Here is a 12,733-nt window from a genome sequence, read left to right on the forward strand (position 1 = left end):
ACTATGACCTTGTTAACATTTGAAAATGTTTCAAAATTCTATGGAGCAAGCCCTGCTCTTCAAAATGTTTCCCTTGAAATCCCGGCAGGAAAGATTGTGGGTCTCCTTGGCCCAAACGGTTCCGGAAAAACAACCCTGATTAAACTAATCAACGGTTTACTCCAACCAGAGCAAGGGCGTATCCTCATCAATGGCATGGAACCAAGCCCAGCAACTAAGGCTATCGTTTCTTATCTACCTGATACGACCTATCTCAACGAACAGATGAAGGTCAAAGAAGCTCTTACCTTTTTCAAGACCTTCTATAAAGATTTCAATCTGGATCGTGCTCAAGGTCTTCTTCGTGACCTTGGTATCGATGAGAATAGCCGTTTCAAGAAACTCTCAAAAGGGAACAAAGAAAAAGTTCAGTTGATCCTTGTCATGAGTCGTGATGCTCGTTTGTATGTCCTTGACGAACCTATCGGTGGAGTCGACCCTGCAGCTCGTGACTACATCTTGAACACCATCATCAACAACTACTCTCCAACTTCGACTGTCTTGATTTCAACTCACTTGATTTCAGACATCGAACCAATCTTGGATGAGATTGTCTTCCTCAAGGATGGAAAAGTTGTCCGTCAAGGGAATGTGGATGATATTCGTTATGAGTCAGGTGAATCAATAGACCAGCTCTTCCGTCACGAATTCAAAGCCTAGTTAAAGGAGATTCTTATGTTTTGGAATTTAGTTCGTTATGAATTTAAAAATGTCAACAAATGGTTTCTTGCCCTCTATGCAGCTGTACTATCCCTATCTGTCATCATAGGAATTCACGGCAGTGCCTTATCAAACACCTATTATCAAGACAAGGGTGTTCTCATGTTAGTCTTTCTAGCTCTGGTTTTTGGGGGCCTCGTGATTACTCTGAGTATTTCAACCTTGATTTTGATCATTCAACGATTTAAGGGGAGCGTTTATGACCGTCGTGGCTATCTAACCCTAACCCTTCCAGTATCTGAACACCAGATTCTCTCTGCTAAAATCCTTGGAGCCTTTGTCTGGTCTTTGACAAGTACAGTGGTCTTTCTTTTGAGTCTTTACATCATCGTTGCCATGATTAGCCCAGATGTCTTTATATCTACCTTATTCAAGGACCTTTTCGACTACTATCTAGGCAATTTATGGTTAACCCTGACAACCTATATCTTAAATACCCTTGCCAGCATCCTTTGTATCTACTTGTCTATTTCTATCGGTCAACTATTTGATGAATACCGTACAGCTCTGGCTGTTGTAGCCTATATTGTGATTCATTCTATCATTGGATTTAGCGATCTTTTCTTAAATATTACTATAAACTACAGCTCTTTTCTCACATATGAAATCATTAAAGATATCATTTTGATTGTTGTCTACTATATCGGCACCTACTACATCTTGAAGAATAAAGTGAACCTTCAATAATCAATAATCCCCTAGCAAATGAAGTTTTGCTGGGGATTTTTATTGAAAAACAGATAAAAGGCCAAGAGATACTTGACCTTTAACTTAATATTAAACCAGCCACGATAGGACTGATAAAGACATAAAGCAGACCTGTGACTCCGATTGCTAAACCAGCCATGGCACCAGCGACTGATCCGTAACGGAATGCTGTCCCAGTTCCAACGGCGTGACCTGTTCCTCCTAAGGCTAGACCGGCAGCTACTGGATCATCTATTTTCAGCCATTTCAAGAGTGTTGGACCGATAACGCTGGTCAAAATACCAGTCGCTACTACTACGACCAAGGTGATTGTTGTGATTCCTTGTAGCTTTTCTGTGATTCCAACCGCCATCGCAGTCGTTACCGACTTTGGAAAAAGTGAAATCGCCAAGAAGAAATCCATGCCGAAAAATTTGGCGACTAGTGCTGTAAAAGTAGTATTCACGATGACTGCTAAAAAACTGCCTAACAAAATACTTCTAACATGGTGCTTCATGAGATGAAAACTTTTATAGAGAGGAATCCCGAGTGCTACTGTCGAAGGTACAATCAAGTTATTCAAATAAACCCCACCTTGATAATAGGCGGCGTAAGAAATACCCGTCAATTTCAGAAAAGCTATGATAAACAATGTTGCTAGCAGTAAGGGAGTCGTCAGAGGATGAGGGTATCGTCTAAAGATAATCATGCCTCCAAGATAAGCTAGGATAGACAAGGCTATCCCAAAAAGTGGATTGGATACAAATTCGCTCATTTGGCACCTCTTTCTTCGTAATCACCTTCATAACGCTTTTTGATGAACTGAACCACTAGCGCAATCAAGATAATATTGATCACTGCCGCAAAAAAGACAATCAAGACAATGGGCAATAAATAGGGAGCAATCACATCAAATTTCTCCATAATCCCAACCGCAGGAGGCAGAAAGAGAATGGTCATGTTGGCCAGAAGAAAATTCCCAACCATGTTGACATGACGTACCCGCAACCACTTGAACTGCAAAGCCAAAAATAAAATAATCAAACCAATAATGCTTCCAGGGATAGGCAAATGGAAAAGAACAGAAATTCCCTCACCAATCAGCGAAATCACAAAAAGAATCATTAACTGAACATATAACTTCATCGTATACTCCACAAATAGACTTTCTGCATACCAGTTTACTCCTTTTTCAGAAAATTTCAAGGAAATACACAATAAACATCCTTCTTGCTATCTCATCTAAAAAGTTGTATACTAATTGCGTGCGCAAGCATCTCAGATAGGCAAATCTGTTTATAACTACTATATAGAAAGGAGATTGATATGACTTACTTAGAAAAATGGTTTGACTTCAACCGACGACAAGTAGAGCTAGAAGCTCTTTTAGAGCAAACGATTGCTGAGCAGAGTGACCAAAGTCTAACGCTCAAAGAATTCTACCTCTTGCACTTTTTAAATCAGACTCAAGAAAAATCTTTGAGACAGATTGACCTGCCTGACAAACTCCATCTGAGTCCAAGTGCTGTATCACGAATGGTGGCACGCCTAGAAGCCAAAAACTGTGCTTTACTTAGTCGGAGATGTTGTGACCAGGATAAGCGAGCTAGTTTTATCTGCCTCACTAAGGAGGGTCAGACAACTCTTGCCTATCTACAAAAAGCTGTAGAAGAAAGCCTTGAAACAAAAGCAAGTTGGTTTTCCTAAAATTTTTACAAAAAAACTTGCGTGCGCAATCAATTTTCTTGACATTCCTTTTTACAAGGAGTAAAATGAAGACATGATTTAGCAAAGGAGAATCCTATGATTGAAATCACTTATTTAGATGCCAGCAAGCAAGAGAGAACAATGACCTTCGAGTCATACGAAGAATTTGAACGTTCTCAACATGCCTGCCTGATTGGTGTCGCCGACTATTACCCTGTCCAAAAACTAACCTACAATGGTCATGTTCTGGACTACCATGGGACTTATGGGGATGTTTTCTTCTATCTCATGAAACAAGATTTAAGCCAATATAACTAAAAAGGAGAAATACTATGGCAAAAGCAATTACAGATGCAACATTTGAACAAGAAACAAAAGACGGATTGGTCTTGGTAGACTTCTGGGCAACTTGGTGTGGTCCATGTCGTATGCAAGGTCCAATCTTGGACAAATTGTCTGAAGAACTTTCAGAAGATGTCTTGAAAATCGTTAAAATGGACGTTGACGAAAATCCAAACACAGCTCGTGCATTTGGAATCATGTCTATCCCTACTCTTCTCTTCAAGAAAGATGGACAAGTCGTTAAACAAGTTGCAGGTGTTCACACAGCTGAACAAATCAAAGCTATCGTTGCTGAATTGAGTTAATCACAAAACACTCCCACATTTGATTATGGGAGTGTTTTTTTCTATAAAAAACTACCCTCCAAGATGGAGAGTAGGATTTTTTTCGATCTAGTTGAATTATTCTTCAGTTCCAAGGAAGTTTTTAGCAACAAGAGCTGCAAGAACTCCACCAACGATTGGTGCAAGGATGAAAATCCAAACTTGTTGAAGAGCTGCGCCACCTACCAATACAGCAGGAGCCAAGCTACGAGCTGGGTTTACTGAAAGTCCAGTGATGTTCAAGCCAGCTAGAATCAAAGCTGTCAATGACAAACCGATCACCAAACCAGCAATAGCACCATTCCCTTTGCTTGCTGATGTTACAGTCATGATAACCAAAACAAACAAGAATGTTGCGATGACTTCAAACAAGAAACCACCAAATACAGTTACACCGTTTGCCAAGGCATTTTCACCAAGACTTGCAGTTGACATACCTGAATTTGCCAAGAGGAAGAATACAGAAACAGATGCTAAGAAAGCACCAACTACTTGACCAAGGATATAGTTTACAAGTTCTGAAGATGACAAACGTTTGTTAACAAACATAGCGATAGAAACAGCTGGGTTCAAGTGAGCACCTGAAACAGTTCCGATTGAGAAAGCTGCGACTACGATTGCCAAACCAAAGGCAAAAGCAATTCCAAGGTGTCCAAGACCTTCTGTACCGTTTCCAAAAACAACAGCTCCTGTTCCGATGAACACAAGCATAAATGTACCGATTAATTCAGCAACAAATTTTTTCATAATTAGTCTCCTTTTTTTCAACTACCTATTAGTCTATCAAAAGAAGGGGAGGGATTCAAGAAAAGTGCTTGGAAAATTGCAGGTCTTTGCACTTTTGGTTACCCGAGGCTAGTCAGGACAAACAGCACCAAGGACGGCTAAGGAGTGTCTTTGGTGCTGTTTATTTGGTTGAGTTTATTCTGTATATTCAACATAACCTTTTTCTTGTAATTTAGCTGCAGCTTCACTAATTTTTACTGGTTTTGGTTTGGTCGCAGGAAATTGATTTGGATCGCGTCGATGTAACTCTTTCCAGTCCATAGTTTGGTAATCATATATTACGGTTTGAATGTATTCTCCATCTTCCTTCTCAACTTTAGAGGTTATTCCAGTTACATCCTTATAAAGCTCTTGACTTTTGTTCAGAAGTTGAACAACCTCTTCTTCAGATTTGCCTAATCCTTTAGGGTTATAAAAGTAAATACCAATCTGTTTATAGACGATGTCATCCTTGAAGTAGTAGATAAGAAATGTTGATCCACCTTTATCTATACGCTTGAATCTTTGTACACCGTCTTTTGGCAGAGCTTCTGTTGTATTTTGTTTATTGGACGCTACTTGTGTTGTTGGAGCAGTCGTGGTTTCTTGAGCTGTTTGTGAAGTTTGCGCTGCGCTTCCTGCTGAATTGTTTTGTCCGCAAGCCGCAAGGGCGAAAACCGTTAATAGTAATACGAGTGATGTTTTTAAAGTTTTATTCATAGTGATTTACGTCTCCCTTGATCACTTTTATTTTACTATTGAACATAACCATTTTCAAGTAATTTTGGAACACCGTCACTATATTTTAAGATTGACGGATTATCATCTGGATGTGTTTCAGGAGATCGCTTATGTAATTCTTTCCAAATTTCTTCCCGACTATAGCTTGGTTTTTCTTCTGTCACTTTACTTTGTAATTTTTGATACATCCCTAGCACCTCTGCTTTTCTAGTCACTGATCAAAAAGCCATTCATAGATGACTTTATATTCTTTAAACCTAGAATTTTTAATTAAATACAATCAAATATAATATGAAGAAGATGAATAGCAATACCGACTCAGCTATAAGCTCGTCTTTGCAATTACGACCTTCAACACTTTTTTTAACAATTACTACAAATAAAGCAAAAATAACAACTTCCAATAATCCTATCAATAACATCATAGAACATCATCACTTGCCATTGTCCTACTCTCCCAACTCTGCACTGTAGGCGATAATCTGATCAACCGTGTCAGACAAGAACTGGATGGTATCACGGAGTGGTTTGTCTGTTGAAATATCCGCACCTATAATCATGGCTGACTCAAGTGGTGTCTTACTACCACCTGATTTGAGGAGGTTGAGCCAGTCTTCAGCTCCAGTTTCCGAATGTTTCAGATGGAGGTAACCCGCAGTCGAGATGACAAGTCCGGCTGAGTAGGTGTAGCTATACAAACCCATATAGTAGTGAGCTTGGCGCATCCAAGTCAAAGCCGCATCATCATCAATCTCAATAGCATCACCCCAGAACTCTGTCAAGACTTCCTTCATAATGCTGTTGAGTTTGCTTGCTCCAAAGGTTTCCCCTTCTTCAATCAGTGTATACACCTTACGCTGAAAGGCTGCTTCCAAGAGGTGGGTGATGAAATTATGGAAGTAGGTATCTGTCAAGCGGTGGGCAAGAGCAAAGCGTTTTTGACGCGGATCGTCAGATTGATGTTCTAAATAATCACTGAGAAGCAATTCATTGAAGGTTGATGGTGCTTCGACATAGTAGGTCGACATGTGGGCGTTGAAGTAACTCTGGTGATTATCTGAAAAGATAAATTGACCAGAATGCCCGATTTCATGAATCAAGGTATAAACATCACTCAGACGACCTGTCCAGCTCATGAGAACATAAGGATGCACACGGTATGGATCAGCTGCATAGCCACCAGAATCCTTGCCACTATTGGCAGCAAAGTCCACCCAGCGTTCTTCTTGATAGCGAGCAACTTCCTGACAATATTCTTGTCCCAAAGGTTCTACCGACTTCATGACCAAATCATAGGCATCATCAATGGTCACTTCAGGATTAAGGGCGCTGTCCAAGTCCAATTTCCAGTCTGCAAAGGTCATCTTTTGAAGACCATTCACTTTGGCAACATGCTTGAGATATCGCTGAGCAACTGGCGCAAAATCCTTCATGATGAGGTCAATCTGGCGGTCAAACATGGCACGGTCCACTTCTTGTTCAGCCAGAAGATAATCAAAGACTGAGTCATAGCCCTTCATATCTGCCAACAGTTTTTCAGATTTAACCTGAGCAAGATAGGCTGCCGCAGCTGTATTTTGGTGCTTATGAAGTCCTTCTGAGAAAGAACGGAAGGATTTCTCACGAACCTCAGCATCCTCGTGGTTTTGATAGAAGTTTTCATAGGTCACAAAACTGTTTTTGTAGGTTTTTCCATGGGCTTCAAAATCAGCCATTTCAAAGTCCCCAGCTCGCATTTTAGTATAGATATCCTGTGGACTGTAGAAAACTTCACCCAGATTGGTCAAGGCCCTCTCCACATCAGCCCCAAGATAGTGGGCTTTTTTGATTTTGGCCTGACGAATAGCTGCAGTCAAATGTGGCAAGTCACCCAAACGGTCCAAGACTTCTTCGTCTGCTTCTACCAAGGCATCATCAAAGAAGGTCAAGGCTACGCTGGCATCTGTTTCAAAGTCCATTCCAGCTTGGGCGATATTGGCAAAATCTTCATTGCTATAGTCTGTCGTCTGAGGCATAAAAGCGTAATTCCCGATATGGCTCATCTGAATATAGATTTGCTCCAATTCTTCAAAGGCCTTCTCGAAATCTTCAAAAGTGTGAAGATTGCCCTTGTAGTCACGACTAAACTGGTTAATATCTTCACGCGCCTTCTCTATCGCACGCAAGAAATCCTCACGGTCTTGATATAGGGCTGTTAAGTCCCAAAGTTCATTTTCAGGAAATACTGAACGGTGTTTTTGTTCCATCTTTTTCCTCTTATTTCTCTAATTCTAATAAAACACTAAAGGCTGATAAAGCGTAAAGTGGTGCTGTTTCTGCTCGCAAAATACGAGGACCAAGTCCTGCCAGGACTGCTCCCTTTTCTTCAAAACTTTCAATTTCTGCAGGAGATAGACCACCTTCTGGTCCAAAGATAAAGAGCAGTTTAGATCCTTTTTCTAACTCCGCAACAGCTTGGATAAGCGCTGCTGATTCACCTTCTTTGGCTGACTCTTCATAGGCTACCACGATAGAGTCAAACTGGTCCAGCTGAGATAGAAAATCTGCTTTTTTTTCAAAAAGGGTGATGTTTGGGACCAAATTCCGCTTGCTTTGCTCGGCTGCTCCAAGCGCAATTTTTTCTAATTTCTCGGCCTTTTTACCCAATTTTTTGCCATCCCATTTGGCAACAGACCAGTCAGCAGGAAATGCCCAGATTTGACTAGCACCCAGTTCGGTTACTTTCTGTGTGATAAACTCCAGCTTGTCTCCCTTGGGGAAACCTGATGCGATGGTCACTTGAACTGGTAGTTCTACATTGTCTGCTAATTCCTCAATCAGCTCTAACTGACGACTTTCTACATTGACCACGCGCGCCAATCGCTTGATCCCATCATCAAAAACTAAAGTCACCTCATCATCTTCTTTTAAGCGCATAACCTGAAACATGTGCTTGCTGGTTTCCTTATCCTCGATGGTGACAGGAGAGATTGCACTGCCTTTAACAAAATACTGTTGCATGCTAGCCTCCAATCACACCGGAAACATCCTTGGTCTTCTTGAAGACGCAGGCATTCCATTCCCCTTGGATCATGTGGGTTTCAAGGAAAAATCCAGCTGACTCAACCGACTCACGCACCATATCCCACTTGTCCTTGATAATGCCACTCATGATGAGATAGCTTTCGTCCTTAACCAAACGATAAGCATCATCTGTCAGATGGATAAGGATATCTGCTAGGATGTTGGCCACGATGACATCTGCCTCAATCTCCACGCCTTTAAGCAAATCACCTGGGGCTACATGGATGTTTTCCATACCAGGATTGAGCTCAATATTTTCCTGAGCCACCCGAACCGCCACATCATCCAAGTCATAGGCAAAGATTTCCTTGGCACCTAGGAGTGAGCTGGCAATAGAAAGGACACCTGAGCCTGTCCCCACATCTAGCACTGTCTCACCACCACGAAGAACCTGCTCCAAGGCAAAAAGACTCATCTTGGTCGTAGGGTGGGTTCCAGTTCCAAATGCCATACCAGGATCCAACTTGATAATCTTTTCTCCAGCAGTAGCCTCGTAGTCCGTCCATGATGGCACGATGGTCAAGTCATGAGTGATGCGAGCTGGTTCATAGTATTTCTTCCAGTTGTCAGCCCAGTCTTCCTCAGCCAAGGCACTCGTCCCCATCTTGACCTCTCCCAAATCCATAAAGTCTGTCAATTCCGATAAACGATCCTGCAAATCCGCTTCAACTGCCGCTACATCAATCGTATCAGGGTAGTAGGCGGTCACCACGATTTCTTCTTGCTGCTCGACATCAGGGAAAATCTCACCAAAGCGATCCACATTTCCAACATAGTCCATGCTATCTTCAATTGCTACCCCTTGAGCACCTAGTTCAATCAAGAGATTGGAAACCAGCTCCTCTCCCTCACGCTTTACTGTAACCTTTAACTCTTGCCATGTTTCCATAATTACGATACCAAGCCCGTAAAACACAAAGCCAAAATAGGAAACTCTCTGAAGACATTTGTGTCTAAGAGAAGTTTATCTTTTTGGCACAGTGTTTAGGGCGGGTTCAATTTAGAAATTAAACTGAACCATCCTTTCTATTCACTTTCTTTTAAATAATCCCTCAATCTCCCCTGGAGCTGAGGCACTGCCTGTTTAGAATTGAGAAATTCCTCAATGTTCATCAGTTTATAGGCCTGTCCTTCATCCCCAAAGGTAATATTGTCAAATTGTTCTTGTCTTAGCTGACCAACCATAAATACTGACTGTCTGCCTTCATAGAGCATGCTGGGATAGACCTTGCTCCAGAGCAGGCAATCTTCGGTCAAGTGAATGCCTAGTTCCTCATAAACTTCACGCGCCGCACATTCAAATGGGCTTTCGTCCCCTTCACGACCTCCACCTGGTAGCTCCCACATATTGGGCCAAGGAATGCTAGGCTTGTCATCACGCAAGATGGTCAGTAGCTTTCCCCCACACAAAAGAGCAATTTTAGAACCTGTAAAATCAGTCAGTTCTATTTCCATGCTAGACTCCTAGTATCTTGGATAAGGATAAAATTCTCCTTCTTCCAAGCTTACTTTTCCTTCTTCAAAGACTTCTTGGTTCCATTCCATGACAAATTCTTCTGCTTCTGGGTCTTCCAAAAAGTCCATGAGGGCATCTAGTCCAACCTCTGCAGTATCTTTAAGGAATAGCGCAAAATAAGCTAAAAATTCACGAGAAAAACCTTTTTTAGGTAGGTAAGGGATGACTGTGAGATAGTCTTCTGCATTAACTGTTGACTTGGCAGGGTTGTAAAAAAGTACCGCTTCTTCAAAAAGGATATCATCTGACGAAACCTCTCCGTCTTCATCTAACATCTCCACCCCTGCAGGATTTTGCGCCTCTAGCAGAAAACTCACTTCCACCGCATGATTGCGCTTATCCCAGCTAATCTCATAATCAAAAGGAAAGTTCTTGTCCAACTCTTCTTGTAAAACATCTAAAAATCCGTATGTTGCCATTTTGTCCTCTTTCTATACGACTCTTTAATCGCCCCGAATACTCGGAAATATGCTAAAATAGATACTACCATCTTACCACATTCGTATCAGAAAATCCATGTTAGAAAGGACTGCTATGCCAGACAATCTCGCGCTTCGCATGCGCCCCAAAACCATCGACCAGGTCATCGGTCAGGAGCACCTGGTTGGACCAGGCAAGATTATCCGCCGTATGGTGGAAGCCAATCGCCTATCCTCTATGATACTCTACGGACCTCCAGGCATCGGAAAAACCAGTATCGCTTCAGCCATCGCTGGAACGACCAAGTATGCTTTTCGGACCTTCAATGCCACAGTTGATAGTAAAAAACGCCTCCAAGAAATCGCTGAGGAAGCTAAATTCTCAGGTGGCCTTGTACTGCTACTAGACGAGATTCATCGTCTTGACAAGACGAAACAAGACTTCCTCCTTCCTCTCTTAGAAAGTGGTCTAGTCATCATGATCGGGGCGACAACTGAAAATCCTTTCTTTTCTGTCACTCCAGCCATCCGCAGTCGTGTTCAGATTTTTGAGTTGGAACCCTTGTCTAACCAAGATGTTAAAGAGGCCGTTCAAATAGCCCTGACTGACCCTGAAAGAGGTTTTGATTTCCCTGTTGAGTTAGATGATGACGCCCTTGATTTTATCGCAACATCTACCAATGGAGACCTCCGGTCTGCCTTTAATTCGCTTGATTTGGCAGTTCTCTCCACCCCAGAAAATGATGCCGGTGTCCGTCACATCACGCTCGACATCATGGAAAATAGTCTTCAGAGAAGCTACATCACTATGGACAAGGATGGAGACGGACACTATGATGTTCTATCTGCCCTGCAAAAATCCATCCGTGGATCCGATGTCGATGCTAGTCTCCACTATGCTGCTCGCTTGATAGACGCAGGTGACCTTCCTAGCCTAGCTCGTCGTTTGACTGTGATTGCTTATGAAGATATTGGCTTAGCCAATCCCGAAGCTCAGATTCATACCGTAACTGCTTTGGATGCTGCGCAAAGAATCGGCTTTCCCGAAGCTCGTATTCTCATTGCCAATGTCGTCATTGATCTGGCACTTTCACCTAAGTCTAACTCAGCCTACGTGGCTATAGATAAGGCCTTATCTGACCTTAAAACATCGGGTCATCTGCCAATTCCACGTCACTTGCGAGATGGACATTATAGCGGCAGCAAGGAACTAGGTAACGCCCAAAATTATCTCTATCCACATAATTATCCTGGTCACTGGGTCAAGCAAGAATACCTACCAGAAAAAATTCGTGACCATCACTACTTTTCTCCAGAAGATAGTGGAAAATACGAACGGGCCCTGGCTCAACGCAAGGAAACCATTGATAAATTACGAAATTTATGAAATCCTTTTCAAAAATTTTAATTTTCCCTTGATTTTTTTTGAAAAAGTGGTATCATATAATCATAGAAACGCTGTGGTGTACGACTTCACATTTAAGTGTTGACCGACTATTTTTTGTATTATTAGGGAAACAAAAGTCTTCTAACAGCATGTAGGCCGTCTCACACGGAAACAGCTTCAGTTAGAGCGAGTTGCCCACCTGCTTAATTGCGCGGGTTCAATACAAACCGTGAAGTTTCGGCACCAATACAGCTTTTTATTTGCCTCCTTAGCTCAGTTGGTAGAGCAGTAGACTCTTAATCTATGGGTCACAGGTTCGAGCCCTGTAGGGGGCATCTAAATCAACAGGAAAAAGCCTTGATTTATAAGGCTTTTTTGCTTGTCTATAACTGATTTGCCCCATCATTTGCCCCACATTTTTTTATGAGCAATCTTTCCAAACATCTCTGATTACGAAAAACAAAAAAGCTATCCTACCTTTGCAAATTTGGATAAGATAGCAGAATATTTTAATGCAACTCCAACCCAACTCTTTGGAACTAGTAAAGAGATTGAGTTAGAAAAGAGTGTTCTTGAATCTAATGAATACTCTGATAAAGTAAGTGAGATTTTAAAAGCTGTCAAATACATCGAAGATTTTCTAGAAACTGATGGACAGTACTTAGAGGATTTACTTTACCTAACAAGAGGCAACCAACTATACACAGAAGATGGAGATGAGTTGTATATTGATCCAACTTCTCAGAAAAGAACACTTCATAACCAATATGAACCTGGTTTTATTGTAGCAAGGGATAAATCTCCACTAGAACTCTTAATTGAAAATAAGGAGCTATTGGATTAAATAAAAAAGCGAGGATAACCTCGCTTCAGATTGAAGTTAAAATCTTTAGAAGACACTTTTATAAGGACTTTGTCTTCAATCTGTGAAAAGGAGTGAAAACTCCTTTTCTTTTTGTAAGTCAGACTGAAACTTCCAAATTGTTTATTTATTTTATTGACATTTTCTATAAAAATAAGTACA

General features: G+C 41.4%; 17 protein-coding genes and 1 tRNA gene. 8 read left to right on the top strand and 10 right to left on the bottom strand.

The annotated features are described in order from the left end of the window. Nucleotides 1-3 precede the first annotated feature (3 nt). Together ACXYSN_RS05865 and ACXYSN_RS05870 are read left to right on the top strand one after the other, a co-directional pair. Nucleotides 4-699 (top strand): ABC transporter ATP-binding protein, encoded by a 696-nt coding sequence (locus ACXYSN_RS05865; protein ID WP_458636462.1) that lies wholly within the window; start codon nt 4-6, stop codon nt 697-699. 15 nt (nt 700-714) lie between these two features. Further along, a complete protein-coding gene (locus ACXYSN_RS05870; RefSeq protein WP_458636463.1) occupies nt 715-1,446 on the top strand; it encodes a hypothetical protein in 732 nt (243 codons plus the stop codon). 79 nt (nt 1,447-1,525) lie between these two features. Here the strand turns inward: ACXYSN_RS05870 and ACXYSN_RS05875 are convergent, their stop codons facing one another. Both ACXYSN_RS05875 and ACXYSN_RS05880 read right to left on the bottom strand, forming a co-directional pair. Further along, a complete protein-coding gene (locus ACXYSN_RS05875; RefSeq protein WP_458636464.1) occupies nt 1,526-2,221 on the bottom strand; it encodes an LrgB family protein in 696 nt (231 codons plus the stop codon). Continuing rightward, entirely contained in the window at nt 2,218-2,592 is a 375-nt protein-coding gene (locus ACXYSN_RS05880; RefSeq protein ID WP_235083450.1) for a CidA/LrgA family protein, read from the bottom strand. The genes ACXYSN_RS05875 and ACXYSN_RS05880 overlap by 4 nt, the downstream gene beginning before the upstream one ends. A gap of 180 nt (nt 2,593-2,772) precedes the next feature. Here ACXYSN_RS05880 and ACXYSN_RS05885 point away from each other — a divergent pair, with 180 nt between their 5' ends. The 3 genes from ACXYSN_RS05885 to trxA all read left to right on the top strand — a co-directional run bounded on the left by ACXYSN_RS05885 (nt 2,773) and on the right by trxA (nt 3,800). Next, nucleotides 2,773-3,153, top strand: coding sequence for a MarR family winged helix-turn-helix transcriptional regulator (locus ACXYSN_RS05885; RefSeq protein ID WP_458636465.1), 381 nt, complete (start codon nt 2,773-2,775; stop codon nt 3,151-3,153). A gap of 96 nt (nt 3,154-3,249) precedes the next feature. Further along, nucleotides 3,250-3,471, top strand: coding sequence for a DUF4649 family protein (locus tag ACXYSN_RS05890; protein WP_006150880.1), 222 nt, complete (start codon nt 3,250-3,252; stop codon nt 3,469-3,471). A gap of 14 nt (nt 3,472-3,485) precedes the next feature. Then, the gene (trxA, locus tag ACXYSN_RS05895) at nt 3,486-3,800 is read left to right on the top strand and encodes a thioredoxin (protein ID WP_001029581.1); all 315 of its coding nucleotides are present in this window, start codon (nt 3,486-3,488) and stop codon (nt 3,798-3,800) included. A gap of 96 nt (nt 3,801-3,896) precedes the next feature. Here trxA and ACXYSN_RS05900 read toward each other — a convergent pair whose 3' ends face one another. From ACXYSN_RS05900 to ACXYSN_RS05935, 8 genes are all read right to left on the bottom strand, one after another. Beyond that, on the bottom strand, nt 3,897-4,565 hold the full coding sequence (locus tag ACXYSN_RS05900; RefSeq protein WP_458636466.1) for an MIP/aquaporin family protein: 669 nt from the start codon (nt 4,563-4,565) through the stop codon (nt 3,897-3,899). Between the two features lie 174 nt (nt 4,566-4,739). Further along, a complete protein-coding gene (locus tag ACXYSN_RS05905) occupies nt 4,740-5,303 on the bottom strand; it encodes a DUF1307 domain-containing protein (protein WP_006150859.1) in 564 nt (187 codons plus the stop codon). Between the two features lie 35 nt (nt 5,304-5,338). Continuing rightward, on the bottom strand, nt 5,339-5,512 hold the full coding sequence (locus ACXYSN_RS05910) for a hypothetical protein (protein WP_414331460.1): 174 nt from the start codon (nt 5,510-5,512) through the stop codon (nt 5,339-5,341). A 261-nt stretch (nt 5,513-5,773) separates the two neighbouring features. Then, on the bottom strand, nt 5,774-7,570 hold the full coding sequence (pepF, locus tag ACXYSN_RS05915) for an oligoendopeptidase F (protein WP_458636467.1): 1,797 nt from the start codon (nt 7,568-7,570) through the stop codon (nt 5,774-5,776). Nucleotides 7,571-7,580: 10 nt separating this feature from the next. Beyond that, on the bottom strand, nt 7,581-8,324 hold the full coding sequence (locus ACXYSN_RS05920; protein WP_458636468.1) for a 16S rRNA (uracil(1498)-N(3))-methyltransferase: 744 nt from the start codon (nt 8,322-8,324) through the stop codon (nt 7,581-7,583). A 1-nt stretch (nt 8,325) separates the two neighbouring features. After that, nucleotides 8,326-9,276 carry a 50S ribosomal protein L11 methyltransferase gene (prmA, locus tag ACXYSN_RS05925; RefSeq protein WP_458636469.1) on the bottom strand — a complete coding sequence of 317 codons (951 nt, stop codon included), beginning with the start codon at nt 9,274-9,276 and terminating at the stop codon, nt 8,326-8,328. A gap of 137 nt (nt 9,277-9,413) precedes the next feature. After that, nucleotides 9,414-9,842 carry an NUDIX hydrolase gene (locus ACXYSN_RS05930; protein WP_458636470.1) on the bottom strand — a complete coding sequence of 143 codons (429 nt, stop codon included), beginning with the start codon at nt 9,840-9,842 and terminating at the stop codon, nt 9,414-9,416. 9 nt (nt 9,843-9,851) lie between these two features. After that, nucleotides 9,852-10,322 (bottom strand): DUF3013 family protein, encoded by a 471-nt coding sequence (locus tag ACXYSN_RS05935; protein ID WP_458636471.1) that lies wholly within the window; start codon nt 10,320-10,322, stop codon nt 9,852-9,854. A 115-nt stretch (nt 10,323-10,437) separates the two neighbouring features. Between ACXYSN_RS05935 and ACXYSN_RS05940 the strand changes: the two genes are divergently transcribed. The 3 genes from ACXYSN_RS05940 (at nt 10,438) to ACXYSN_RS05950 (ending at nt 12,553) form a co-directional block, all read left to right on the top strand. Continuing rightward, nucleotides 10,438-11,709, top strand: a complete 1,272-nt coding sequence (locus ACXYSN_RS05940) for a replication-associated recombination protein A (RefSeq protein ID WP_458636614.1) — start codon at nt 10,438-10,440, stop codon at nt 11,707-11,709. Between the two features lie 262 nt (nt 11,710-11,971). Next, nucleotides 11,972-12,044, top strand: a tRNA-Lys gene (locus tag ACXYSN_RS05945). A 95-nt stretch (nt 12,045-12,139) separates the two neighbouring features. Next, nucleotides 12,140-12,553: a helix-turn-helix domain-containing protein gene (locus ACXYSN_RS05950; protein ID WP_458636615.1), complete on the top strand. Its 414-nt coding sequence runs from the start codon at nt 12,140-12,142 to the stop codon at nt 12,551-12,553. Nucleotides 12,554-12,733: the final 180 nt, after the last annotated feature.

The sequence above is a fragment of the Streptococcus sp. V869 genome (assembly GCF_054353515.1).

Excerpts from the sequence above, each read along its gene's own strand:
- ACXYSN_RS05865 (WP_458636462.1), top strand. The coding sequence starts at position 4 with ATGACCTTGTTAACATTTGAAAATGTTTCAAAATTCTATGGAGCAAGC.
- ACXYSN_RS05870 (WP_458636463.1), top strand. The coding sequence starts at position 715 with ATGTTTTGGAATTTAGTTCGTTATGAATTTAAAAATGTCAACAAATGG.
- ACXYSN_RS05875 (WP_458636464.1), bottom strand. The coding sequence starts at position 2,221 with ATGAGCGAATTTGTATCCAATCCACTTTTTGGGATAGCCTTGTCTATC.
- ACXYSN_RS05880 (WP_235083450.1), bottom strand. The coding sequence starts at position 2,592 with ATGAAGTTATATGTTCAGTTAATGATTCTTTTTGTGATTTCGCTGATT.
- ACXYSN_RS05885 (WP_458636465.1), top strand. The coding sequence starts at position 2,773 with ATGACTTACTTAGAAAAATGGTTTGACTTCAACCGACGACAAGTAGAG.
- ACXYSN_RS05890 (WP_006150880.1), top strand. The coding sequence starts at position 3,250 with ATGATTGAAATCACTTATTTAGATGCCAGCAAGCAAGAGAGAACAATG.
- trxA (WP_001029581.1), top strand. The coding sequence starts at position 3,486 with ATGGCAAAAGCAATTACAGATGCAACATTTGAACAAGAAACAAAAGAC.
- ACXYSN_RS05900 (WP_458636466.1), bottom strand. The coding sequence starts at position 4,565 with ATGAAAAAATTTGTTGCTGAATTAATCGGTACATTTATGCTTGTGTTC.
- ACXYSN_RS05905 (WP_006150859.1), bottom strand. The coding sequence starts at position 5,303 with ATGAATAAAACTTTAAAAACATCACTCGTATTACTATTAACGGTTTTC.
- ACXYSN_RS05910 (WP_414331460.1), bottom strand. The coding sequence starts at position 5,512 with ATGTATCAAAAATTACAAAGTAAAGTGACAGAAGAAAAACCAAGCTAT.
- pepF (WP_458636467.1), bottom strand. The coding sequence starts at position 7,570 with ATGGAACAAAAACACCGTTCAGTATTTCCTGAAAATGAACTTTGGGAC.
- ACXYSN_RS05920 (WP_458636468.1), bottom strand. The coding sequence starts at position 8,324 with ATGCAACAGTATTTTGTTAAAGGCAGTGCAATCTCTCCTGTCACCATC.
- prmA (WP_458636469.1), bottom strand. The coding sequence starts at position 9,276 with ATGGAAACATGGCAAGAGTTAAAGGTTACAGTAAAGCGTGAGGGAGAG.
- ACXYSN_RS05930 (WP_458636470.1), bottom strand. The coding sequence starts at position 9,842 with ATGGAAATAGAACTGACTGATTTTACAGGTTCTAAAATTGCTCTTTTG.
- ACXYSN_RS05935 (WP_458636471.1), bottom strand. The coding sequence starts at position 10,322 with ATGGCAACATACGGATTTTTAGATGTTTTACAAGAAGAGTTGGACAAG.
- ACXYSN_RS05940 (WP_458636614.1), top strand. The coding sequence starts at position 10,438 with ATGCCAGACAATCTCGCGCTTCGCATGCGCCCCAAAACCATCGACCAG.